We start from the raw sequence: 25,147 nt of genomic DNA, 5'->3' as shown, positions 1-25,147 counted from the left end.
TCATCTTTCCTCAAATCTAATAGCATCATTTTCCATTGCACTATAATCCTATGTATCGTCATTTGTCTCTTATGTCTAATCTTTTAGAGAAAAACCCCTGTTGAGTTAAGGGGTTTTTCATTCGAAAGCTAGAATTATTAACCACCGCAACGACCGCCGCAACGAAAGCAATTAGAGCAACGAAAACAATTAGAACAACTAAAGCAATTAGAGCAACGAAAACAATTAGAACAACTAAAGCAATTAGAACAACGAAAACAATTAAAGCAACTAAAACATCGGAAAAAACCTCCAAATTGTCGATCTTGATCCCCATAGTATTGACTTGAATCCCAAGGTATAGCCTCGCTCGCCTGGAAATCACCAACATTCAACATTTGAAGCTCATTTTGAAAATTATTCACATTTCATTCCTCCGTATTTTAATTAATAAGTTGTTTCAACAACATAAAAAGGAATCCGAACGAAAACAACTTTGCAACAAGCGACTCAACCAATAATTCGAAAGCTTTCCTCAACAAAATATGAATTCTGTTTGGGTATTGTTACTAATGCTACCGCCTATTTTATTCGATTTTAAATTGGGGTTTGATCCTGATGCAAAGAGAAGCCACAGTTCGTTGTAAGAACCAAAATGATGTTTGAAATTAAAAATCCACATATTGATTTTAGAAGAGAGATGTAAAGATTGAGGACTATTGGGATAGTTATATAACAGAAGTTAGAGGAGTACTAATTCAAATAACTATCCCCTTATTTTTTCAGTGTCATAGATATTAGATAATGGCGGAGAATAGCCTGATCAGTTCTTCAAATAAAGCCTTTTCTATATAGTAAAAGAAAACGATTTACAAGAGGTGATTAATTTGAACCTTCTCCACACGTTTGTTGCCATCATACTCAGCCTGTAATTGTCTAAGTGTATCTTTGGGGGACTTTTACAGGCTGAGCTTTATCCCAAGGAGTGTGATGGCAGAGACGAGTAATCTTTCAAACAGAGCAGGAATCACCTGCTCTTTCATCATCTATCAAATCGAATGCCTTGGCCCCCAAAGCATGATTGAAACCCCAATTAAACAAATGACTGCACCTATCCAATCGTAAGTATCAGGAGTTTTTTTATCGACTCCCCATCCCCACAACACTGAAATAATAATAAACACTCCACCATAGGCGGCATAGACTCTTCCGAATGAAGGGAAATTTTGCAGAGTGGGGATTATTCCGTATAAAACCAAAATAATACCGCCTATTATTCCATACCAATACGGCTTCCCCTCACGTAACCATAGCCAGACCAAATATCCTCCACCAATTTCGGCAATTCCTGCAAGAATGAATAAACTTACCGTATAAATCATATTTCACCTTTTCTGAACTTTTTATCAAATTATAAATTAAAGTATTTCTTCGTAATTTCAAAGTGATGCTTCTCATGAATCGCTATTAAATGAATACTTTGAATTAAATTAGGATAATGTGCGTATGGATCAGGGTAATAAATCTGACCAGCTACTCTTTCATCCATTTGATCTACTAATTTCTTTAATTTTTCTGTCTCTGATTCCAGCATTTGTTCCAAATTCCTAAATGTATAACTTTTATCTAATTCTTTTGGTGGCATTAAGAGAAAAGGAGCCTTCATTGCTCTTTTATGCTTTTGTTCAAATGCTTTAAAAACATCTTCACTTTTCGTTTTAAATGTTTTTTTCTTTCGAATACTTGCAACAGGAGTCATCAAAGGAATATAAACTGAATTTAACTGTCTAATCCTTTTAACCATTAAATACAAGTGATAATAAGTTTCACCTATTGACCATTTTTCTTTATAAGGTCTTATCCAAGGGTGATCAAGATGATTATTCATTTCATTAGAAAAAGTAATTCTCTGATCGGTGATTGTTTGAAAATGTGATTCCATACTATAACTTTCCATTTATCTTATCCTCCCTCTATCAATGGTGGTGTATCACACAATTTAAGCTGTTATAAGGGTGTCAAGAGATGATTATTGGACACGTTTCATAATAATAGTTGAAATATGTAAAACCCTAACTTTCGTTTCTGATATATGTGAATATCCATCTATTGAATCATAATCCCTTTTTTCGTAATTTGATAGCGCTCAGGTAAACAGGTTGTTCCTGGGTGATCTTTGCAAAGTGAATAAAGAACTAGTACATCACGATTTACATCCGTTCTTGGTCGTTTCGGTTCTTTAATCCCCCACTTTTCCATACATTCTAAAATGAGACTCTTTGTTTCGGGATACGTTCTAGCCGTTTCAATTAGGCAACCAACAGAGCCTAATCGAAGGACTTCATCATCCTTTGATGTAAGTATCCCAACACAAGTAGTGACTAATCTCCATAGATTTACACGATACGTTTTATTGCTATTTGGTATGACTGAATCAAAATATCCTCCTTTTATCGCAGCCCAAAGAGCTGAAAGTGCATTATTCGCTAATACGGATGTTTCCCTATTATGAAGCCGCGTGATAAGAGAACTAATTTTACATGAGATATCTACACCTCTCTCAGCAAGTCTCCAATATATACTACATACGAATTCTTCCGTTTGCTTGTCACTATAATAACGTTCCGAAGCAAGGATTCGGTCGATAACTTCTTTCGGTAAAGACTCTCCCATACGAATAACTTCATCTAAAAAAGCGGTAACACGATACTGAAGATATAATTCCCCTTTTGTTTTATCCGTTTCACGTTTGTCGATACAGAGAAAAGAGGAGACTTCCGGAATAATAGATTCAACATTAATCTCTGTGTTTAAGCATTCATAAAGTACTTCTAACATCTCAGAAAGCAACTCTGAGTCACTAACTGTTCGATAAAATCCACTTTCACCGATATCTTGTCTCACATTTATCAAATAGTTCTCAAAAAAAGCAACGACCTCTTCTGCAGTTTCTTTCTTCTGAACAGCAATCATTAAATCATTTTTCATCTCATTTCGTGCATCCGCATCTACAACAAGGAAATCTTGTAACATTTTTTTCATACCCTTCCCAACCTTTCTTTATATAAATTCTACTGTGAAAGTGTTTTGGATTTCATACGATAAAGCTATTCTCTTTCGACCCTTGGAACCGACCTCTTAAATTATCCTATACATTCAAAATACTTACAATAACACAGATACCTATTACAGCCTGAATAATGTCAAAGAAAGTTCGACATTATTTGGATGGTGACAGGCACTCATATTACCTGCGTAAATAAATAGCATTAGGTATTTATTAAGTGTCTGATTCAGAGTATGATAGTATGTAAAAAAGAAAGAGGTTATCGCATGGATTCAACACTCTCATCGACAGGTGCAGCTAAGGCGAAAACAAGAACCCTCGTCATCAATGCCCTTTTTATCACATTGACCCTTGTAGCGACCATGTTCATCAACATCAGGCTTCCTATCATGGGTAACGGAGGCCTTATCCATCTCGGGAATGTGCCTCTCTTTATAGCAGCGTTCGTTTACGGCAGAAAAACGGGAGCCATCGCAGGCGCCTTCGGAATGGCTTTATTCGATTTTCTCTCCGGCTGGGCAGTATGGGCACCGTTTACATTCGTCATCGTAGGCGCAATGGGCTACACAGCTGGTCTTATATCTGAAAAAATGTCCGGCAAAAGAGTGGTCGTTCACACATTGGCCATTGTTGCTGCACTGATAATAAAAGTCGTGGGCTACTATTTTGCTGAAGTAATCCTTTATGGCAACTGGATACAGCCATTCGGCTCCATCCCTGGAAACGTCATGCAAGTCGTACTCGCCGGTATCATTGTCTTACCACTGGCGGGACGCTTAAAGAAAATTGCTAGATAGAGATCATTCCGGAACGATCTCTAGGTATCTCCAGAGCTGATAAACAAATAGAGAAAGCGCAGCCGGCACTAGAAGCTAGTGTCGGCTCTCGTTTTTGTCCTCCCTCAAAATAGAAAAAAGACTTCCTACAAAAAGTAGGAAGTCCTTTTTCAATGGAATATTAGAACGCGTATTCCATGATAATATATGGTTAATCTTTAAGTCGTTACATTTTAGGTTATAGCTGCAAAAATTTGCACCTACTTATTATGCGCTTTAGTCTGCTGTCTGTAACGGCAAGTTTTGACTTAGACCAAGCGCCTGCGCTGTTGAAGTATGAATTTCGTCAATCAGCTCTGGGTGTTCTCTTAGTGACATGCCATAAGACGGAATCATTTCTTTAATTTTCGGTTCCCACTCTTTTATGTGTTCTGGGAAGCATTTTTTTATTACCTCAAGCATGACGGGAACGGCAGTAGAAGCACCTGGAGAAGCGCCGAGCAATGCTGCTATCGAACCATCAGCGGCACTAACCACTTCCGTACCAAATTGAAGCGTTCCTTTGCCACCAGCTTCAGTATCTTTAATAACTTGTACACGTTGACCAGCTACTACAATATCCCACTCCTCGCTCTTAGCTGTCGGGATAAACTCACGTAACTCTTCCATACGCTGTTCTTTCGATAACATAAGTTGTTGGATCAGGTATTTTGTCAATGCCATCTCTTTAACTCCTGCCGCCAATAACGTTGTAATATTATGCGGCTTTACAGAAAAGATTAAATCCATATTTGAACCTGTTTTTAAGAACTTAGGTGAGAAGCCGGCGAACGGTCCAAATAGCAATGATTTTTTGTTATCGATATATCGTGTGTCAAGATGCGGAACAGACATCGGTGGAGCACCAACTTTAGCTTTTCCGTATACTTTTGCATGATGTTGCTCAACAACTTCTTGATTTTTACATACCATAAATAATCCGCTAATCGGGAATCCACCAATGTGTTTCCCTTCAGGAATACCTGATTGTTGTAGTAAATGCAGGCTTCCTCCCCCAGCTCCAAGAAAGACAAATTTCGCCGTATGGTATTCCATTTTACAGCCATCGAGATCATGCACTTTGAATGCCCATGAGCCATCTTTATTACGTTTAATGCTTTCAACATTATGTTTGTACTCGACATCGACGTTTTGAGTTTGTAAGTGGTCAAATAACATACGCGTTAAAGCACCAAAGTTGACATCCGTTCCAGAGTCGATTTTTGTTGCCGCTATATGCTCATCCGCTGGACGGTCTTCCATAATAAGCGGAATCCATTTTTTCAGTGTTTCCGGGTCATCAGAAAATTCCATCCCTTTGAATAAAGGATTGTTGGTCATCGCTTCAAAACGTTTCTTTAAAAACTTTACATTGTCTTCCCCTTGTACCATACTCATATGAGGTAATGGCATAATAAAGTCTTGCGGATTACGTATCAGATTACTGTTTACAAGATAAGACCAAAACTGCATTGACTCTTGAAACTGTTCATTAACTTTTATAGCTTTGCTAATATTTATAGATCCGTCTGGTTTTTCAGAAGTGTAGTTCAGCTCGCACAGTGCAGCATGCCCCGTTCCCGCATTATTCCATTCGTTAGAGCTTTCCTCCCCTGCTTTTTCGAGCTTCTCAAATACTGTAATTTTCCAGTCCGGTACTAATTCTTTCAGAAGTGTCCCTAAAGTAGCACTCATGATTCCAGCACCAATTAAGATAACATCTGATTTAATCTCTCTGTTGCTCATCTTTCTCATCCTTATCCCCTAAAGATTTGCAGAAAGGATGTAGGCGCTCCTACTTAGACGTCACAGCAAGCCGGGGCGCGAACTAGTCACACACCTTTTCCGCATCAATTATAACCTAATTATAGTATAACATTATTGTTTATAGTATAGCATTATTACTTATAGTATAGCATTATTATTGATACATTAAAACATCACCATTATAAGCTATTTAACAGCTGATGGAAAGGGAGAATTCCGCCCACAAAGTTCTAGGAACAACAAAAATCAAATCCTTAACCTAGCTTCTTGCAAGGATTGAGACCTTGGTTTGTCACTATTTATAGTAAGCGTTCCCAAACTTAATGTTAAATTTTTTGAATGAAAAGGGATTCAAATGAATGAATTTCTTATCGCATAAACATTATTTATTTGTAATATCATTATTTTTGTAAAGATGCAGCGCACTTAGAAAAGCCAAAACTCCTACTATAATTATTGCCCCCATACCTAAATAAATATAGCCCTGCTCATAATTTTGTATATCCGTTACAACCATGCTAAAAAAGTAGGGGTTAAGCAGCTGCCAATCTCCTACTGCTGAAAAGAGCATGGCTATAGCAGTAGCACAGCCAATTACCGCCGTAAGGATTCCTGCCACTATATTTCTAAAGGCAATGCTGGCCAATATAGTGATGCAAACCAGTGCACATTGAGTGGCTGAAATCTTTATACTATCCAAGATCCCAGTTTTTATGAATAGCGGTGGCGGAGGAACATCAGCAAAAAAAAGGCATATGATAAGATTCACACTAAAGATTATGAAACAGGATAGTATGATAAAAAGGAAAATAATCATCATTTTCCCTATAAAGAAGGAAGTTCTCTTATATGGATAGGTAAAATGAGCTTCCGCGGTTCCTTCACGATATTCTCTTGAAAATATATAACTGGCTATACCCGCATAGAAGATTGGCGCTATAAGAACAGTCAGCAAAAAGTTCGCATATATTAATGCCGTGCCCCAATTAAAAGTAGTATTGCCCATAATGCTTGAAAGAATAACATATATGAAATTAAAGACAATAGGTATAATAATGACACATATACCCATCCATTGAACCATCGTCCTGCGCAATTTCAATAATTCAGTTTGCAGGATAGTGATCAATAAGATCCCCCTCCTCTGTGATCGATAAAAAGTAATTCTCAAGCGAGTCATGCGCATTTATCATTTCGTATACTTCCACAGAACTTTCAACCATTTTTGTATTCAGTTCAGCTGAATCCATCTTATTGTAAACTTTAATAATTCCTCCATCGCAAATGATATAGTCTGAAATGTTTAACTCTGTCTCAAGAATGAACGAAGCCTTTTTCACATCATTTACGGATAACTGCAAATATCTCTTCTTCTTTTCTTGCAAAGCTTCATAATTTAATTCTTCAATTAAATGACCTTCATGAATGATTCCAAGAACATTGGATAAATAATCAACCTCAGATAAAATATGGCTCGAAAGCAAGATGGCTACTTCATAATCATTTGCCAATTGAATCAAGGTCTGTCTTAAATCTTTCACTACTTGAGGATCTAGCCCATTCGTTGGTTCATCTAAAATAAGGAATTCAGGGTAATGCAGCATCGATCTAGCAATTCCTAGCCTTTGCTTCATCCCAACAGAAAAATCCTCCACCTTTTTATCTTTATATTGCATGAGATTCACTTTCTTCAGCATTTCTTCCGTACGTTTTTTTGAAACAACCCCCATAAGCCGGCGGTGTATTTCAAGATTTTCCTCTGCTGTAAGGTTATGATAAAAATTAGAATGACAGATGAATGATCCTATTTTCTCAAAGATCGATTGGTTTTTAGCAGGATTTTTTCCGAACAGTTCAACCTTTCCGCTGGATGGATTAATTAAATTCAAGATCATTCGTAAAGTTGTTGTTTTACCTGCTCCATTTTTCCCTATTAATCCGTATATCTCTCCCTTTTTTATAGTCATATTAATATTCTGTACAACATGTTTATCCTGATAAATTTTGGTTAGACCAAATGTCCTTAATACATAGTCCATTTTCCTCCTCCTTTTACTAGTGAAACCCACCTACAAAAGAGTAAAGTGAAACTTCAATCAGTGGGGGTTTTCTTCATCTCCCACTGATTAAAAGAGGAACAAAGGCTAAGAGCGCAACGTCCTGTTGCAACGCCTTTGTAACCTGCATCGTTCAGGCCCGAACGGATCGGGCGTTTACGGGCTGTTGCCCCCCCCACCGCAACACTTCTTCTACCGTGTTGCGGTGGGGGTCTTACAGCCCGTTAATGCGGGATAAATATTTATATATTTGAAAAGTGTTTCTAAGCATTTTCTTCATTCTCGTCATCAGCCAATAATGAGAATGAAAAACTCGTTTTTTCATAAGGCTTGCTTGTTACTCTAATTTGTCCTTTTTGTTTTTCTACTAATTTCTTCGAGATAGAGAGGCCTAGTCCGTTTCCTGTATTACTACGAGATCTTCCAGACTGAAACAGCCGATTAAAGACATAAGGCAGATCCTTTTCCAAAATGCCTTCTCCCTTGTCCCAAATCTCAATCCAGCAGCAATTATCAATACGCTGTACCTGCACACCAATCACTTTTCCCCCAGATCCGTATTTAAGTGCATTTTGGATTAGATTATTTAAGATTCTCTCAACAGCCTCTTTGTCACACCTTACATATAAAGGTTGATCAGGCAAATTTATCACTGGAGTCAAGCCGATTTTTTCAAATTCAACAAAAAAAGATACAAAAACATCTTGGATGATGTCCACAATATTTTCTCTTTTCGGTCTAATCTGTATCTCCCCAGCCTCCAGCTGTGATAGCTCAAAAAAAGATTCAGTGATGGCCGTTAACTTCTGTGCTTTCTGATAAACAACTTCAAGATATTTCAATCGTTCTTCTTCACTCATGCTGCTGTTTTCCCTGTAAATAACCTCCATATATCCTAATATAGAGGTTAGAGGGGTCCTAATATCATGTGAGATATTTGTAATCATTTTCTTTCTTTCTAGTTCAAGAAAATTCGTTCTTTCTTTGTTATTCTGATACTTTTCCATAAACTGATTCATTGAATCTATAAGACTTCTTAATTGAGAGTTCGAATAGTGAACGCGTAAATGTGTAATGGAGTCGTTAAATATAGCTTCCTCTATATCTCTTTGGGTTTTAATGATCTGTTTGTTAATGGCAAATTTATCATAAATTAATACTAGAATAATAAGTATCAACAATAGTATGATGGCCCACATCATTTCTCTTCACCTGCGAACCGGTAGCCTATCCCCCATACAGTCTGTATATATTTTGGAGTGGAAGGATCCGCTTCAATTTTATTACGTAGACGGTTAATATGAACCATTACAGTATTATCATCAGTATGAAAATCCTCTTTCCAAATATGTGAAAAGATTTGTGATTTACTGAATACCTTCGCAGGATGTGTAAACAGAAGCTCTAAAATGGCAAATTCCTTAGCCGTTAACGCAATCTTTTCATTTTTAATTGCTACTGAATATGTATCTCGGTTCAATTCTAAATCATCATATTTAAGAATTTTTTGGGAGTCTTCTTTCTTTGTTTCATTTAAATAAAGATAACGTCTAAGCTGGGCTCTCACTCTTGCCAGAAGCTCGCCAATAAAAAAAGGCTTAGAAATATAATCATCAGCTCCAAGCCCTAACCCCAACACTTTATCCTGTTCTCCCCCTTTGGCACTTAAAATCATTACGGGTGTATTTTTATGCTGCCTGATGTTCTGCAATACCTCTAATCCATCTATTTTAGGCAGCATTATATCCAAGATGATCAAATCATATTGAAAACTTTTAATACAATTCAGCGCATCTTCCCCATTATCAACCACTTCTGTTTCATATCCTTCATTTTGCAGCGTTCTCTGAACTAAATGACTAATTTCCTTGTCATCTTCGGCCACCAATATCTTCGAAAGGCTCACGTGTATCACCTCAAATATTATTTAGATACACTTCAACTTTAACATATTTTAGTATTTCCCAATAGCTTTGTCTATTTAACCCAACCCCTATTTTTCCAGATCAAAAGTGTTAAAGAATACGTTAGAAGAATAACAAATAAGATACACCATAAGTAGGAGCGGTCTGCCTCAGCTAATAATACAAACATCTCTTGGCTGCCGAACAGGAAAATATCGAACAGATCGCTGAAGTACACGGATATAAATAGTAAAAACAAGTATGCTATAACAGAAATTATAGTATTCGGCAGAGCGACACTTAATAAACTGGCAATTCCAATCAAGGCAACGAAAATGAAAAAAACACCGAAGTAATACTTTAGATGATAAATGTAAGCTTCCGCTACTCCTAAAACGGGTGCATTTTCATAATAAAAACTTACAGAATTAGCCTTCGGGTAAAACAAGTATCCTGCAGCCGTTCCAACTGCATATGTAATAACCATTATAGCTGCTACCACAGCAATCATCAGGAACCATTTCGTATATAATATTCGCTTCAATGACAATGGTCTAATGGCAACTAGACGAAGCTCTCCGGATTGGTACTCACCATTAATGCTATCAATACACAGCACCGGCAATATAATGAGAATCATCAAATAATAGATTTTTTTCAGCAGAAAAATAGAGTAATTCAGCGAATTAAGGGGAGTACTTTCTTCCATAGTAAAGAACAAGTTCTCTGCTAACAAAGATTGAACCAAAATATAAACTATAAATATGGTAAAGAACAAGATATTTTTTCTTTTGCTGTACATTCTTTGCCATTCACTGTTAAGCAATCCATTCAATTTATTTTCCCTCCTTTTAATGTAAGGAATCTCTCTTAGAAAACACCCATAGAGAAGCACTCGTGCCTAAGACGATATAGATCACCAATATTGAGAATATCCATCTCCTTAAAAACAGGTTATTCGTAAGCATTTGAACAACTCCGCTAAACTGTATCTCAATAAGAGAAAAATAGACATACTGGGAATAGCCAATTGCTTCTCCAAACATTCCTAGAAGTACCGGATAAAGCATGGAAACTAGCAAAAAAACTGCTGTTACGGCAAAAGCAGATGTTGATGATCTGCTTACAACTCCCACGAAGATCGCCGTACTAGCTACAGCTGTCAGCGAAAGGAAAGATAGAAGATAATAGTCTACACTGTAAGATAAAGATTTTATTTGCGTAACCGGCTCATGCTGATAGAAAAGGTATACTTCTTCTGCACCTTCAAAAAAGATCAATCCCGCAACTAAAGAACAAACGAAATAGAAAGCCAGCAATAAGAATAGATATAACAAAACAACAATATACTTCGCCAAAAACACTTTCGAAAAACTATAGCTTCTTTGCAGGATCATTCTCAGCTGACCCGTCCTGTATTCATAGGTAAAGCTCATTACGACTAACAAAACAGCAACAATATTAAAATACAGCATAAAGACTTCAGCCAAACTCATAACAGGAAAATTCGACCAGAAAGAATACTGTGGATCCGTTTTTTCGAGAATTTTATTATTTTCCAAAGATTGAATGGCAGTGATGAAAACAAGGAATGGGATTAGAAGTAAAAAAAGAAATGAACTTTTTTTGCTCCAAAGCCGTTCCCATTCATTATGAAATAAGGGCTTCATTGTGCCATCAGCTCAATAAATATTTGTTCTAAGTTTCTTTCTGATTTTTCTATACTCGTGATGCCAATCTTTTCTGCTACCAGAAGTCTCTGGAGAGTTTGTAGTTCTTCTTCTGTACACACTGCTTCAAGGGTCTTTGAATCTATTCTCTTTATTTGGATTTTTCCTTTTAAAAGATTTAAGACTTTATCCGTTTGTTCACAGCGAATCTTCCACTTTGCTTTTCCCATAAGGTCATCAAGTCTTCCTTTCCATTTCAGCTTGCCTTCATTAATCATGATAATCTTATTGCTTATTTGCTGCAGTTCATCTAGTAAATGGCTTGATATTAAAAATGTCAGCCCTCTTTCATCTCTTAAATAAAGAATCAGATCCCGCAAAAATTTCATTCCCATAGGATCAAGGCCGTTTGCTGGCTCATCCAGAATAATCACTTCAGGGTCTCCTAATAGCGCCTGAGCAATTCCTAACCTTTGCTTCATTCCTAGAGAATAGGTGCCAACTTTATCATCTCCTCTTTCTGTTAAGCCAACCAAATCCAAAACTTCTTCCACTTTTTTGTTCTTATCGGACTTAGGAATATTAGGATGCAGCTTTATCAAGTTTTTCAAATTTCCCCTTCCCGTCATATGGTCGAAAAAAATGGGGGTTTCAACGATTGCTCCTACCCTTTCTAATGCTTTACTCCTCTGTTTTGTTACAGAATGCCCTAAGACTAGGACATCCCCTTGAGAAGGCTTAACCAGTCCCATTATAATTCTGATCAAAGTAGTCTTGCCCGCACCATTGGGTCCTAGAAACCCACAAATATCACCCTTATGTATATCAAAGTTAAGTTCATGAAGCAGCTGCCTTTTTTTTATTGATTTAGATACATCCCGTACCTCCAAAACTTTTACAATTGAATTCATTTTCACACCCCACTCTGCTTCCCATTACAAGAAAAGCTAATATTTGTTAAAGATGATATCATTATCTCTTTAAGAATCTTTTTCTTAATTCTTACGTTTTCCTTAATGATTATTTTTTTAAAAATAAGGGCTATCCAATAAGTATTTTTTGAATAAAAATTGCACCAACTCAAAAAGCCAAGAACGTTGCTAAATCAACGTTCTTGGCTTTCGTTTTTTACTCGGTTTTGGCTGAGTTCACCCTTTTGGGACAACTCTCTGAAATTAATTTATTATAAGCTTTGCTACCGACTCCACGTGTCCAGAGTGTATGTGGCAATACAATGGGATGTTTGTGAGTTCAGTTATAAGAGAAGAAGCAATTATAAACTAAAACTGTAGTGTAATAGTAATCGCTCCAACGATGTCACTGCTAAACAGTCATTTTCCAGCTTGATAACGCTAACCAGTTTTCCATTTCTTTATAATCAGGCATTATCTTCCCGACGAGGCGCCAAAAAGAGCGATCATGATTTAGATGGACCATATGGCACATTTCGTGAACGACTACATAATCAATCACCCTCAGTGGTGCCATTGCTAACTTCCAATTAAACGTTAACTGTAGATTGGAATCACAAGTTCCCCACGTACGACTACTATCTGTAATACGAATGGACCTTGGTTTTGTTTTAAAGTTGCTTTGATGCACTTTAATACTCTTCTCCACTAACGCTTTACACTGTTTATAGTAAAATCGCTTTAAAGCCTGCTGGATTTTCTCATCCTTAAGCTCTTTCACATAAATATGTAGCTTATCCCCTTCAAAAACTGCATTGTCTTGCGCAATATTTGCATCTTGAGAAATCTGTATCGGATACGTGTTTCCTAAATACAAAAAGCCCTCTCCTTGATCATAAGCCTTCTCCTGCGGTCCGCGCATTCTCTCATTCATTTCCTTACGTGTTTTCTGAATCCAATCCCATTTCTCCTCTAACAATTGGATCACGTATTCAACTGGTGTCCCTTTTGGAGCTTGTACTTCAACATTTCCGTAAGAATCTACATAAAGACGTACTGATTTTTTCTTCTTGTAAGTTATATGAAAATTAATTGTCTCACCTAAATATGTATGTATCATTTCATCACCTAGCGTATTTGTTCATGTTATTTTTACACATAAAAAAGAGTAGGCTACAGACAACCTACTCTATCTATTATATCATTTACTGTTTTAACATAAATGTTACAATGCTTATCCTCTATATTTAACAGCTAGTCCCTTTAAGAAATTCCTTGCGTATCTATCACCGCACTCTCTGTAATTCATATGACCTTTCTTTCTTAATAGAGCGCCTAACTCTCCTTTTGATACCTTAACCCCTACGCTATCTAGTATATCAAGCACATCCTCACTCGTTAATGATAGTGCTATTTTCATTTTCTTTAGAAGAAGGTTATTGGCACTTTCATTAGTTTGTAAAGGCATTGCTTGTCCAGCCGGTTGCCCTGGTTTCGGATCTTGCTTTCCTCTTTTAAAAGTAATAAAACCATTTAAAAATGACTCTAACATCATAATATCGCATGTTAGTACGTAATCATTTTCGACTACATCATTATTTTCAGCTTCATGTTGTGGGCTTTTCTTTACTGTTGTAAGCATATCGACTACTTCTTCTTTCGTTACTTCCATACCACCAAGTTTAAAAATTTCCACCATATCTATATCTTTTATATCCATAGCATATCTTACTCTTTTTAATATATCGTTATTGCTCATATCCATTGTTATTCCTCCTAAAATATTGATTATTTATCCAGCAGTCAAAGCATATCCTCTAACATGCTCTAAATTATCATGTTAAATAGAATCGATCCTTAAGACTGTAGCCCTCAGCACTTTTAAACTAATGCCCGCTAAATTAATACTTTAACACTTTAAAAACATGTTTTATAGTCTTGCTCTAATTAATACTTGTGAAGGTTATACTACAACCTCCCAGATACGCTTAGAAGACTCTTTCCACCGCAGCGTTGACTAAAAGAAAAAGCAGTGCTTTGATTTCTCAAAAACACTGCCCTTTTCCTGTTCCGAATTTATCTTGCGAAAGATGGCTTTCCCGCTACCTCTTCAATGACAATATCCGGATTGTATAACTACGCTCTTGCGATACTCCGCGCTGTTAGTTGTCTTCTTTTAAACTTAGCCAAGCTACACACTCCACATGTGCAAAGTGTATATGGCAACACAAGGGTGCTAGTGGATTTATCACATTCTTAAAACCTTTCCTTTCAGAAAACAGACCTTACCAAAACAAAAATTGCCGTCTGTAAAGGAACTTGAAACTGAATAAAGTAAGTACACATAAGTTGATGTAATTCATTTTCCTCTAACTTTTTGAGAGTTACATCATTTCACTGTCTCCTGTCCCATTAACATTCTTTTCAAAGTTATCAAGCAATGCACGCACTTCATCTGTTGATTTCGTACTCATCAATTGATTTCTTAATTCAGCAGCTCCATGGAATCCTTTAACATAAATTTTGAAAAAGCGGTGAAGCCCTGTGATGGAACGTGGCAGTACTTCCGCATATTGATCTTGAAGATCAAGCTGCAGTCTTAAAAGATCAAGGTATTCTTTACTGCTATGCTCTTTTGGCTCTTTTTCAAAAGCAAACGGATTTTTAAAAATACCTCGCCCGATCATAACGCCATCAATACCATATTGCTGGGCAAGCTGCAGCCCCGTTTGACGGTCAGGAATGTCTCCATTGATTGTTAGTAGCGTATTTGGTGCGATACGGTCACGTAATTTTTTGATTTCCGGAATTAGCTCCCAATGCGCATCTACTTGGCTCATTTCCTCTCTTGTACGTAAATGAATAGAAAGGTTCGCAATATCCTGTTTTAAAATATGCGTTAGCCACTCCTCCCACTCATTTACATCCTTATAGCCAAGTCTTGTTTTCACGCTGACAGGCAATCCACCCGCTTTTGCTGCTTGAATAAGTTCTGCCGCAACATCTGGACGTAAAATAAGGCCACTACCTTTCCCTCTCGATGCCACATTCGGGACAGGGCAGCCCATATTAATATCGATGCCTTTAAATCCTAGCTCTGCCATGCCAATACTCATTTGACGGAAATAGTCGGGATTATCCCCCCAAATATGTGCCACCATTGGCTGTTCATCTTCTGTAAAGGTCAAACGGCCACGCACACTTTTGATCCCATCTGGATGACAATAGCTATCCGAGTTTGTAAACTCTGTAAAAAATACATCCGGTCGACCGGCTTCACTTACTACGTGACGAAAAACAACATCTGTCACATCTTCCATCGGTGCAAGTACAAAAAATGGTCGTGGTAAATCACGCCAAAAGTTATCTATCATTTCAAACTCAAATCCTCTCACTATGGATACAACTTCAAACTCTCAGTCAAAAAATATAAAGCCAAATGTTCCACTTCTTTTACACTTATATCATGCTTAATAACTTATTATCAAACACAAATACATTTGGACATTTATAATTTGTGAAAATCGGCAATTTTTATCTTAACTAAAATCAGTCCTGAATGGTATTTTTTATAAACAAAAAAGCAGATGGTATAGATTTTTTCTATATCAACTGCTTTTCTATTATACCAACTCCAACCACGCCACCGATTCACAATGAGTAGTCATCGGAAACATATCCACCGGCTGGATCTCCACTGTCTTATACCCACCATCTTCTAACACTCTTAAATCTCGTGCCAATGTCGCCGGGTTACAAGAAACATACACGACTTTCTTTGGCTTCATATCAATGATTGTTTGCAGTAACGTTTCGTCACAGCCTTTTCTCGGCGGGTCGACAACGAGGACATCAGCGGTAATGCCTTGTTTATACCAGTCAGGAATAACGGTTTCCGCTTCTCCGACAGCGAATTCGACGTTGGTGATTCCGTTTAATTCGGCGTTGCGGTTGGCGTCTTCGATGGCTTCAGGGACAATTTCTACACCGTATACTTTCTTCGCTTTTTGCGCTAAGAATAAGGAGATCGTGCCAATGCCGCAGTAGGCGTCAATGACTTGTTCTTCTCCTGTTAAGTTGGCGTATTCTAACGCTTTGTCATAAAGAACTTTCGTTTGTTCTGGGTTGACTTGATAAAAAGATCGTGCCGAGATGGCGAATTTAATATCACCGATGTAGTCGTAAATGACTTCGTTGCCCCAGAGAACTTTTGTTGTGTCACCAAGGATGACGTTTGTTTTTTTCGAGTTGATGCTTTGGATGATCGATGTGACACCGTCGATTTGTTCGGTGATTTCTTCGATGATCTTCTTTTTATTTGGGAAGTCTTCTGTGCGTGTGACTAACACGACCATGACTTCTCCTGTTATTTTGCCGTAGCGAGCCATGATGTGGCGGAGCGTGCCTTTATGTTTTGCTTCATCATAGGCTTTGATGCCGTAGCGGTCGCAAATGGCTCTTACTTTTTGAATGACTTCATCACTTTTTTCGTGCTGGATGAGGCATTGTTCCATATTAATGATGGAATGGCTCCGTTTTTGATAAAATCCTGCGACTAAGCCGCCGTTTTCTTCACCGACCGGCACTTGCGCTTTATTGCGGTAACGCCATGGATCATTCGCACCGAGTACGGGGTGAATGGTTACATCTTCTAGCTTGCCGATTCGCTCCATCACGTCGCGAACTTGTTTTTCCTTCGCCTGTAGCTGGCCTTCGTATGATAAGTGCTGAAGCTGACAGCCGCCGCATTGCGAGTAAATAGGACATTCTGGCTCTTGTCTAAACGGGCTTGTTTCTTTTAATTCGATCAAACGGCCAAAGCCGTAGCCTTTATTGAGTTTCGTTGCTTGAATGCTTCCTTTTTCGCCAGGCAGTGCACCTGCCACGAATAATGGATAACCTTCAATTTTAGCGACGGCTTGACCGTCATGCGTTAAGTCTTCGAATACAACATCAATGATTTCATTTTTTTGCACAGGGGCTTGAATTTTTGCCACGATTCTAATATCTCCCTTTATTTATTCAATACATCCCATCATTATAACACGACTTCTCTATCGACAAAATCAGCTATCTTTCTACAGAAATAAATACACAAATTTTTTACAGAACTGTAACAAAACTTTACGACTATTCCATTTTTCACGAACCAAATGATGGTAAGATGAGGGTGTAGGACAAATTACATAACTGGAGGGTTTTTTATGAAAAGTGCACGTTGGTATAAAGCAAATGATATTCGTGTGGAGAACGTGGAAGAACCTCAAATTACAACAGGGAAAGTAAAAATTAAAGTAGAGTGGGCTGGTATTTGCGGAAGTGATTTACATGAATATGCAGCTGGTCCTATTTTCGTTCCAGTAGACGCTCCTCATCCTATCAGTAAAGATATCGCACCTATTATTATGGGTCATGAATTTTCTGGTACAGTCGTTGAAGTTGGCGAAGGAGTAACAAAAGTAAGTGTTGGCGATCCAGTCGTTGTAGAACCAATTCTTTCTTGTGGTGAATGTGCCGCTTGTAAAAAAGGGAAATACAATCTTTGTGATGGATTAGGCTTCCACGGTTTATCAGGCGGAGGCGGCGGTTTCGCTGAATATACAATGGTTGATGAGCATATGGTGCATAAAATGCCAGAAGGATTGTCTTTTGAACAAGGCGCTTTAGTTGAACCAGCAGCTGTTGCTCTTCATTCTGTCCGTCTAAGCAAGTTAAAAGCGGGAGATAAAGCAGCCGTATTTGGCACAGGTCCGATCGGTCTTTTAGTGATTGAAGCCTTAAAAGCAGCCGGTGCCTCTGAAATTTATGCGGTGGAGCTTTCTCCAGAGCGAATCGCGAAAGCAGAAGAGCTTGGAGCCATCGGTGTGAATCCTGCAGAAGTAGATGCAGTGGCGAAATTGAAAGAGCTATCTGACGGTGGCGTTGACGTAGCATTTGAGGTCACTGGTGTACCAGTTGTTCTTCAACAATCCATTGATTGTACAAACTTTGAAGGTGAAACGATTATCGTCAGTATCTGGGAAACTGGTGCAGAGTTCCACCCAAATAATATCGTCCTAAAAGAAAAAACAGTGAAGGGGATCATCGCTTACCGCGACATCTTCCCTGCTGTGATGGAGCTTATGAAACAAGGATACTTCCAAGCAGAGCACCTTGTCACAAAGCGCATTCAGCTAGATGATATTGTCACAGAAGGCTTCGATGCCCTTCTTAAAGAAAAGAATCAAGTGAAAATTTTAGTAAAACCAGAATAATAGTTAATAAGCGGCGGGAGTAGCTCCTGCCGCTTTTCTTTAAATCTTTGCTACATTGATTAACGCTGGGCGTTGATCGGCACTGCCTTTTGTATAAGTGAGCAATACTTGTTGACCCTCTTTGGATTGATAGTTGTGTGAAGATCCGTAAGAAACTTCTAATGCTTGATGCTTGTCATCTATCAGCACTTCGATGGAAGTATTATCAATCGCTCCAACGATCATTCCTTGACTTCTCTTTACATGATCAGCAGGAATTTGAAGGTTTGTTCCAATGACCGCTATTGGATATTGCAGCTGATTTAACTCCATTAGCTGATTGACTTCTGTATTGAATCTATCAGCTAGGGAATATAATGTGTCTCCTGCTTTGACTTGATACGTGACACTCGGCTGTTTAGCTGAAGTAACTTGATCATGATCAATCACAATTTTTTGTCCAGCCTGTAGTGTAGTAGACGTTAATTGATTGTCTTTCATCAATTTTTCTACTGAAATATTATATTTTTTTGCTAAAAGTGATAAAGAATCGCCATTTTTGACGATAATAGTATTAGAGGAAGCCTCTTTTGGCTTTTTGTTTATCTGTTGGCCGGGTATTTTGCCTGGCTCTTTTTTATTTGTCTGTTGTTTATCTGTATGAATAACTAGCTTTTGGCCCGAATTCGTTTTTGTTGCTTTCCCTTTTGGTGTAATGATTAATTTTTGACCAATCGTTAAGGCATCCGATTTTAAGTTATTATCTTTTCTGATTTGTTCAATGGTCGTCCCATATTTGTTCGCGATCTTCCATAGACTATCTCCTGATTGAACGATATAAGTCACGGTCGAAGCATTATTGGCTGGCGGCTTCGGTTTTGGCTTCTCTACTGGTTTTTGACCGCTACCTGGTTTAGTCGGTGTCCCTTTTTTGTTAATGATTAACTTTTGACCGATTGTTAGGGCGTCCGATTTTAAGTTATTATCTTTTCTGATTTGTTCAATGGTCGTCCCATATTTGTTCGCGATCTTCCATAGGCTATCCCCTGATTGAACGATATGAGTGATCGTCGAAGCACTATTGGCTGGCGGCTTCGGCTTTGGCTTCTCTACCGGTTTTTGACCGCTACCTGGTTTAGTCGGTGTCCCTTTTTTGTTAATGATTAACTTTTGACCGATTGTTAGGGCGTCCGATTTTAAGTTATTATCTTTTCTGATTTGTTCAATGGTCGTCCCATATTTGTTCGCGATCTTCCATAGGCTATCCCCTGATTGAACGATATGAGTCACGGTCGAAGCACTATTGGCTGGCGGCTTCGGTTTTGGCTTCTCTACTGGTTTTTGACCGCTACCTGGTTTAGCCGGTGTCCCTTTTTGGTTAATAATTAACTTTTGACCGATCGTTAGGGCGTCCGATTTTAAGTTGTTATCTTTTCTGATTTGTTCAATGGTCGTCCCATATTTGTTCGCGATCTTCCACAGGCTATCCCCTGATTGAACGATATGAGTCACGGTCGAAGCACTATTGGCTGGCGGCTTCGGTTTTGGCTTCTCTACTGGTTTTTGACCGCTACCTGGTTTAGCCGGTGTCCCTTTTTGGTTAATAATTAACTTTTGACCGATCGTTAAGGCGTCCGATTTTAAGTTATTATCTTTTCTGATTTGTTCAATGGTCGTCCCATATTTGTTCGCGATCTTCCACAGGCTATCCCCTGATTGAACGATATGAGTCACGGTCGAAGCACTATTGGCTGGCGGCTTCGGCTTTGGAGTCTCTACTGGTTTTTGACCGCTACCTGGTTTAGTCGGTGCCCCTTTTTGGTTAATGATTAATTTTTGACCGATCGTTAAGGCGTCCGATTTTAAGTTATTATCTTTTCTGATTTGTTCAATGGTCGTCCCATATTTGTTCGCGATCTTCCACAGACTATCCCCTGATTGAACGGTATGAATAACTGAGCCATTTTTTCCTGCTTGTTGAGGCATTGTTTGCTGAATAGGCTTTTCAATTTTCTCTGTAGTAGATCGTGTGTCTACTTTTTCTGTCGGATTGGCCATCGTTACTTGAGGTGGCGTCGAGGGTGTTTCCTTTTCTTTCAATTTTGCTGATTGTTCAACCTTCTGCTCAGGTTCCTTATTTATAATTGTGTTTTCGGAGTTGTCACTTTCCTCTTCCACTCCTTGTAAATGAAGCGGCTGATTATTTTCATCAAGAGTTGGGACTGTTATTTGCTGGCCAACATACAGCGTGTCCGAGGTGAAGCCATTTTTACTTTTTAGCTGTTCAACGGATACTTGATATTTTTCAGCTAAAGAATAAATGGTATCTCCTTTTTTCACCGTATAAGAAGTGGCACAATCGCAAGCCTTTGCTTCTTCTGGCTGCCCAAACATCGATACAGCAGTTAGTGAAACCGCGAAAGTCGCACCAATCCATTTAGAATTTCGCTGATAGGCCCTCATCCTTTTTAATTTGGCAATTCTTTCTTGGCGAGTTTCCATTCTCTTGTTTTCCATACTTTTCTCTCCATTTGTTATTTTTCAAAAAAAGGGAACATTAAAAATTTTAATCTCATATCAATTTTCTCCACAAAAGGAAATATTACACCCAAATAATAAAAACAACAAATTTGTAGAAATAGTGACATTATCATAAAATATATATCTAAAATCCTATAGCAGTAATTAGTTATGAGTCTATATTTCTAATAAGTTAACTTATGAATTAAACAATAAAAGCGATATAAAACAATATCTATATAATATTTTAGTAGGTATAAAGGGTGATTTAGTAAATTTCAGGCAATACCTAGATTTCTTCATATTTAGGAAAAAGCGATTAATTTCATTATTCCCCTCCTTACGACCCTATGCGAAACAGCTGATGTCTTTTTACTTCCTCCTGAGTTCTCAGCAAATTCCGATTATTTTCTTAACCAATCACTTATTATTCCATGATAAAATATCCGGCTCGACAAGTTCTTAACAACGTCAATGATTAATATACAAATAAACCCCACATGGACTCAAAAATCCATGTGGGGTTTATTTGCGATCACTTTTTTGTCGTCCCTGCTTTCGAAGACGCACCGTAGCAACAAGCATCACGACAGTAATGACCATAAAGGCAATCACGCTCCAAAAAATCCATGAGGTTGCCCCTTCAATTTGATAAGCTACATACGCAGCAAATCCAAGAACAAATAAGTACAAAAAACGGACAAAAATCAAAAAATAATGTTTTTCCATGCCTTGACTATAGCAAAAGAAGCCCCAAACAGCAATCGCTTCTAGCCTTGCGCGTTAACATGTTGAGGGTCTGCTCCTAAGTTAAGGATGTGATTGGCTCGGGCGATGGTGTTGAGGCGATGAGCGATGGTGATGGTTGTTCGCCCTTTCATAAGGCGGTCTAGGGCTTGTTGGATGTGTATTTCGGTGATAGTGTCAATACTGCTTGTTGCTTCGTCTAATATTAAAATCGCTGGATTGGCTAAAATAGCCCGAGCAATGGCAAGCAGCTGCTTTTGTCCTTGGCTAATGCCGCTCCCTTCATGCTTCAGCTTCGTGTCGTACCCATCAGGTAGCTTCATAATAAACGAATGAGCATTCGCTTCCTGCGCGGCTTTCTCTACTTCTTCATCCGTTGCCTCTAGCCGACCATAGCGAATATTTTCGCGAATCGTCCCTTCAAATAAAAATGTATCCTGAAGCACAAATCCCATATGCTTCCGTAAATCTTTTCGCGAGATTTTTGTACTCTCTTTGCCATCTAGCAAAATCTGCCCGTCATCTGGGTCATAAAAACGAGCCAGCAAGTTAATGATTGTTGTTTTTCCTGATCCAGTCGGTCCAATTAGAGCTAACATCTCACCAGGACGAACAGAAAAATTAATCCCTTGCAGAGTCTCCTTGCTCTCTACATAGGAAAACGACACATCCCGAAATTCAATCTCTCCATGGATCGTCTCTACTTTGTCCAATCCATCTTCTTCCTGCTCTTCTCGTTCTGTATCTATAATGTCAAATACCCGTTCTGCCCCAGCGATGGCAGACAATAACGTATTAAATTGATTCGCTAAATCATTGAGCGGGCGAGTAAATTGCCGCGAATATTCCGCAAAAATCACAATCACACCGACAGATATAATCCCTTTTAGTGCGAGCCAGCCGCCTACACCAGCAATGAAAGTAAAACTTAAATTATTAAGCACATTCATCAGCTTCGGGATAAAACCAGAGTATGTTTGTGCCCAATAGCCAGCCCGCTTTAACTCTGCATTCCGTCGACCGAATTCTGCCGCGATCTTCTCCTCTTTCGAAAACATTTTGACAATATGCTTACTAGATACCGCTTCTTCAATATAGCCATTTAATTCACCTAAATGGCGTTGCTGTTCTTTAAATAACCGGCTTGTCCGGTTTGTGATCCACTTCATTCCAATGTACATCAGAGGAACAATTAACAACGTCACGGCCGTCAACAGTGGACTAAGTGAAAGCATCACGATCACGGCTCCTGTCAACGTTAATACACTAGAAACAATTTGAATAACCGAGCTATTGAGCGTGCTGCTTACATTTTCGATATCATTCGTCACCCGGCTCATTAGCTCCCCATGTTGACGCTGATCGAAAAAAGATAGCGGCAATTGATGCAGATGATCAAACAGCCCCGTTCTCATTTCAAATACCGTCTTTTGAGCAATTCCAGCCATCCAATAATTTTGCAAAAAGATCGCCAAGGAATAAAAAAAGTACACAAGCCCTAACTGAAAGAGCAAGGAAAGCAGCCCTTCTTTATCTCCGGTGACAATAAATTCATCAATCGCTACTCCAACAAGATAAGGTCCTAGCAAACCTAATGCCGAGCTCGCAGCGACCATAATGATTACGAGAAAGAGCAAGCCTTTGCGCTTTGCCAAGTAACTTGCTAGCCTTTTGAGCGTTTGAGTGACATCTTTAATTTGCGGCTTTGGTCCACCCCTAGCGATGTGCCTTGGCATAGAACAGTCCCTCCTCTCCATATTGAGAAGCAATCAGCTTTTGATACAATTCATTCGTCTTCATTAATTGCTCATGTGTACCAGCCGCTAAAATTCCACCGTCTTCAAGCAAAATAATTTGAGTGGCTTTTTGTGCCGTGCTAATTTTTTGCGTAATAATGAGCGTTGTACATGTTTCTTCCTTCAACGCCGCAAGCATTTCCACTTCTGTCTTCAGATCCAGCGCACTCGTGCTATCATCAAGCAATAAGATGAGTGGCTTGCGAATTAACGCCCGAGCAACCGATAATCTTTGCTTTTGACCACCAGATAAATTAACCCCTTTTTGACCGATAACCGTTTCAAACCCATCCGGCAATTCCGCAATCATTTCGTAAATTTGTGCTTTTTTCGCCGCTTCGATCATTTCATCAATTGTTGCGTCTTCTTTCCCCCAAGCAATATTTTCACGAATCGTACCAGTAAATAAATGAGCTTCCTGTGGAACAAATCCTATTTGCTCTCGCAATGAAGCCGGCTGTACATCACGAAGCTCTTGACCGTCTATCCAAATCGTCCCTTGATCAGGCTCATATAATCTTGGAATTAAATAAAACAACGTCGATTTCCCTGATCCTGTAGCACCTAAAATAGCGGTCGTTTCTCCAGGCTGAATGGAAAAGGAAAGATCCTTTAACACTGGTTCCTCGCTCCCTGGGAAAGAAAACGACACATGATCAAACTCAATTTTTCCGCCTTTTGCTGCAAATGGGGTCCCTTTCAAACGCTGGTCTGCCTGTTCCTCTGGCTCCTCAAGCAACTCACCAATCCGTTCCGCTGAAGCCTTTCCTCTAGAAAAAACCATAATAATAAATGTAAAAATAGATAAGGAAGAAATAATTCTTGTCGCATAATTAATAACCGCGACAATTTCTCCAGCCGTTGCCGTTCCTGCCTGAAACTCAACGAAGCCAAACCATAATATAAATAGCAAGCTGCTATTCATTACAAACAACAGCACAGGCGTTGTCGTTTCCACAATTCGTACGACGCGAATCGTTTGCTCCATCAATCTTTCACTCGCTTGCTTAAAGCGTGCACTTTCATGCTTCCAACGAAGAAACGCTTTAATTAAACGAATGCCTGCTAAGTTTTCTTGCATAACGTTATTCACTTGATCGAGTCGTTGCTGAACTGAACGAAATAAGCTTGAGCTTTGTTTCATCATTTTTAATAAAAAAGCGACCATCAACGGAATGGTCACAAGCAAAATAAGTGTTAGCTTCACATGAACAACCAGTGCCATCACCGTACCAAAAAGGATCATTAACGGAGCACGTAGCATAATACGTAAGCTCATAAACACTGCATTTTGCAAAAGTGTCACATCGGTTGTCATGCGAGTAATTAAGGAGGAAGAGGCAAAACGATTGTAGCTAGCAAAAGAAAAGGATTGCACTTTATCAATCATTTTTCCCCTTAAATCAAATCCGAAATTTTGCCCTACATGAGCGGCTACAAAGGAATTAATGATACCTGATGCAAAGGCGAGGAGCGACGTCAAAAGCATCACTGCTCCCCATTTATAAACCACCGCAAGATCCCCTTTTACAATTCCCTCATCAATAATCTTCGCCATAAATAACGGATGAGTTAACTCGACTGCCAACTCTACTAACATGAGTAGCCAAGCAATCCCCATTAAATATTTATAAGGCTTTAAATAAGAAAATACAGATCGCAAGGCAGACCCACCCTTCTA

General features: G+C 38.6%; 21 protein-coding genes and 1 pseudogene. 2 read left to right on the top strand and 20 right to left on the bottom strand.

Annotated elements, in window-relative coordinates; all coding sequences use genetic code 11:
- Window positions 1-137: 137 nt before the first annotated feature.
- The 4 genes from WDJ61_RS03000 to WDJ61_RS02985 form a co-directional block, all read right to left on the bottom strand.
- On the bottom strand, window positions 138-404 hold the full coding sequence (locus tag WDJ61_RS03000; protein ID WP_338753035.1) for a heterocycloanthracin/sonorensin family bacteriocin: 267 nt from the start codon (window positions 402-404) through the stop codon (window positions 138-140).
- A 624-nt stretch (window positions 405-1,028) separates the two neighbouring features.
- Entirely contained in the window at window positions 1,029-1,361 is a 333-nt protein-coding gene (locus tag WDJ61_RS02995) for a YnfA family protein (protein WP_338753033.1), read from the bottom strand.
- Between the two features lie 29 nt (window positions 1,362-1,390).
- Entirely contained in the window at window positions 1,391-1,936 is a 546-nt protein-coding gene (locus WDJ61_RS02990; protein WP_338753031.1) for a DinB family protein, read from the bottom strand.
- 149 nt (window positions 1,937-2,085) lie between these two features.
- The gene (locus WDJ61_RS02985) at window positions 2,086-3,021 is read right to left on the bottom strand and encodes a hypothetical protein (protein ID WP_338753029.1); all 936 of its coding nucleotides are present in this window, start codon (window positions 3,019-3,021) and stop codon (window positions 2,086-2,088) included.
- 291 nt (window positions 3,022-3,312) lie between these two features.
- Here WDJ61_RS02985 and WDJ61_RS02980 point away from each other — a divergent pair, with 291 nt between their 5' ends.
- A complete protein-coding gene (locus WDJ61_RS02980) occupies window positions 3,313-3,843 on the top strand; it encodes an ECF transporter S component (RefSeq protein WP_338754675.1) in 531 nt (176 codons plus the stop codon).
- A gap of 255 nt (window positions 3,844-4,098) precedes the next feature.
- Here WDJ61_RS02980 and WDJ61_RS02975 read toward each other — a convergent pair whose 3' ends face one another.
- The 12 genes and pseudogenes from WDJ61_RS02975 to rlmD form a co-directional block, all read right to left on the bottom strand.
- Window positions 4,099-5,607 carry a malate:quinone oxidoreductase gene (locus tag WDJ61_RS02975; protein WP_338753027.1) on the bottom strand — a complete coding sequence of 503 codons (1,509 nt, stop codon included), beginning with the start codon at window positions 5,605-5,607 and terminating at the stop codon, window positions 4,099-4,101.
- 403 nt (window positions 5,608-6,010) lie between these two features.
- The gene (locus WDJ61_RS02970) at window positions 6,011-6,757 is read right to left on the bottom strand and encodes an ABC transporter permease (protein ID WP_338753025.1); all 747 of its coding nucleotides are present in this window, start codon (window positions 6,755-6,757) and stop codon (window positions 6,011-6,013) included.
- The gene (locus tag WDJ61_RS02965) at window positions 6,735-7,667 is read right to left on the bottom strand and encodes an ATP-binding cassette domain-containing protein (RefSeq protein ID WP_338753023.1); all 933 of its coding nucleotides are present in this window, start codon (window positions 7,665-7,667) and stop codon (window positions 6,735-6,737) included. The genes WDJ61_RS02970 and WDJ61_RS02965 overlap by 23 nt, the downstream gene beginning before the upstream one ends.
- 281 nt (window positions 7,668-7,948) lie before the next feature.
- The gene (locus WDJ61_RS02960; RefSeq protein WP_338753020.1) at window positions 7,949-8,887 is read right to left on the bottom strand and encodes a HAMP domain-containing sensor histidine kinase; all 939 of its coding nucleotides are present in this window, start codon (window positions 8,885-8,887) and stop codon (window positions 7,949-7,951) included.
- Window positions 8,884-9,591: a response regulator transcription factor gene (locus WDJ61_RS02955; protein WP_338753018.1), complete on the bottom strand. Its 708-nt coding sequence runs from the start codon at window positions 9,589-9,591 to the stop codon at window positions 8,884-8,886. Before WDJ61_RS02955 ends, WDJ61_RS02960 begins: the two co-directional genes overlap by 4 nt.
- A gap of 71 nt (window positions 9,592-9,662) precedes the next feature.
- The gene (locus WDJ61_RS02950) at window positions 9,663-10,424 is read right to left on the bottom strand and encodes a hypothetical protein (protein WP_338753016.1); all 762 of its coding nucleotides are present in this window, start codon (window positions 10,422-10,424) and stop codon (window positions 9,663-9,665) included.
- 16 nt (window positions 10,425-10,440) lie between these two features.
- Window positions 10,441-11,259, bottom strand: coding sequence for an ABC transporter permease (locus WDJ61_RS02945; protein ID WP_338753015.1), 819 nt, complete (start codon window positions 11,257-11,259; stop codon window positions 10,441-10,443).
- Window positions 11,260-11,486: 227 nt separating this feature from the next.
- Window positions 11,487-12,170 (bottom strand): annotated as a pseudogene (locus WDJ61_RS02940) (ABC transporter ATP-binding protein); the annotation flags it as partial.
- Window positions 12,171-12,582: 412 nt separating this feature from the next.
- Window positions 12,583-13,290 (bottom strand): SprT family zinc-dependent metalloprotease, encoded by a 708-nt coding sequence (locus tag WDJ61_RS02935; protein WP_338753014.1) that lies wholly within the window; start codon window positions 13,288-13,290, stop codon window positions 12,583-12,585.
- Between the two features lie 114 nt (window positions 13,291-13,404).
- Window positions 13,405-13,935: a DUF1456 family protein gene (locus WDJ61_RS02930; protein ID WP_338753013.1), complete on the bottom strand. Its 531-nt coding sequence runs from the start codon at window positions 13,933-13,935 to the stop codon at window positions 13,405-13,407.
- A gap of 619 nt (window positions 13,936-14,554) precedes the next feature.
- Window positions 14,555-15,544, bottom strand: coding sequence for a tRNA-dihydrouridine synthase (locus WDJ61_RS02925; RefSeq protein WP_338753012.1), 990 nt, complete (start codon window positions 15,542-15,544; stop codon window positions 14,555-14,557).
- Window positions 15,545-15,793: 249 nt separating this feature from the next.
- Window positions 15,794-17,167 carry a 23S rRNA (uracil(1939)-C(5))-methyltransferase RlmD gene (rlmD, locus tag WDJ61_RS02920; protein WP_413789046.1) on the bottom strand — a complete coding sequence of 458 codons (1,374 nt, stop codon included), beginning with the start codon at window positions 17,165-17,167 and terminating at the stop codon, window positions 15,794-15,796.
- Between the two features lie 207 nt (window positions 17,168-17,374).
- On the opposite strand from rlmD, the gene WDJ61_RS02915 reads away from it, so the two are divergent.
- A complete protein-coding gene (locus WDJ61_RS02915; protein WP_338753010.1) occupies window positions 17,375-18,424 on the top strand; it encodes a 2,3-butanediol dehydrogenase in 1,050 nt (349 codons plus the stop codon).
- 39 nt (window positions 18,425-18,463) lie between these two features.
- Here the strand turns inward: WDJ61_RS02915 and WDJ61_RS02910 are convergent, their stop codons facing one another.
- The 4 genes from WDJ61_RS02910 to WDJ61_RS02895 all read right to left on the bottom strand — a co-directional run bounded on the left by WDJ61_RS02910 (window position 18,464) and on the right by WDJ61_RS02895 (window position 25,129).
- Window positions 18,464-20,920, bottom strand: a complete 2,457-nt coding sequence (locus tag WDJ61_RS02910) for a LysM peptidoglycan-binding domain-containing protein (RefSeq protein ID WP_338753009.1) — start codon at window positions 20,918-20,920, stop codon at window positions 18,464-18,466.
- A 528-nt stretch (window positions 20,921-21,448) separates the two neighbouring features.
- Window positions 21,449-21,652 carry a hypothetical protein gene (locus WDJ61_RS02905; RefSeq protein WP_338753008.1) on the bottom strand — a complete coding sequence of 68 codons (204 nt, stop codon included), beginning with the start codon at window positions 21,650-21,652 and terminating at the stop codon, window positions 21,449-21,451.
- Window positions 21,653-21,693: 41 nt separating this feature from the next.
- On the bottom strand, window positions 21,694-23,406 hold the full coding sequence (locus tag WDJ61_RS02900; RefSeq protein WP_338753007.1) for an ABC transporter ATP-binding protein: 1,713 nt from the start codon (window positions 23,404-23,406) through the stop codon (window positions 21,694-21,696).
- Window positions 23,387-25,129: an ABC transporter ATP-binding protein gene (locus WDJ61_RS02895; protein ID WP_338753006.1), complete on the bottom strand. Its 1,743-nt coding sequence runs from the start codon at window positions 25,127-25,129 to the stop codon at window positions 23,387-23,389. Before WDJ61_RS02895 ends, WDJ61_RS02900 begins: the two co-directional genes overlap by 20 nt.
- Between the last annotated feature and the right edge of the window lie 18 nt (window positions 25,130-25,147).

The sequence above is a fragment of the Bacillus sp. FJAT-52991 genome (assembly GCF_037201805.1).
Taxonomy (GTDB): Bacteria; Bacillota; Bacilli; order Bacillales; family Domibacillaceae; genus Bacillus_CE; species Bacillus_CE kandeliae.
This window is presented reverse-complemented; position numbering and strand designations above follow the sequence as displayed.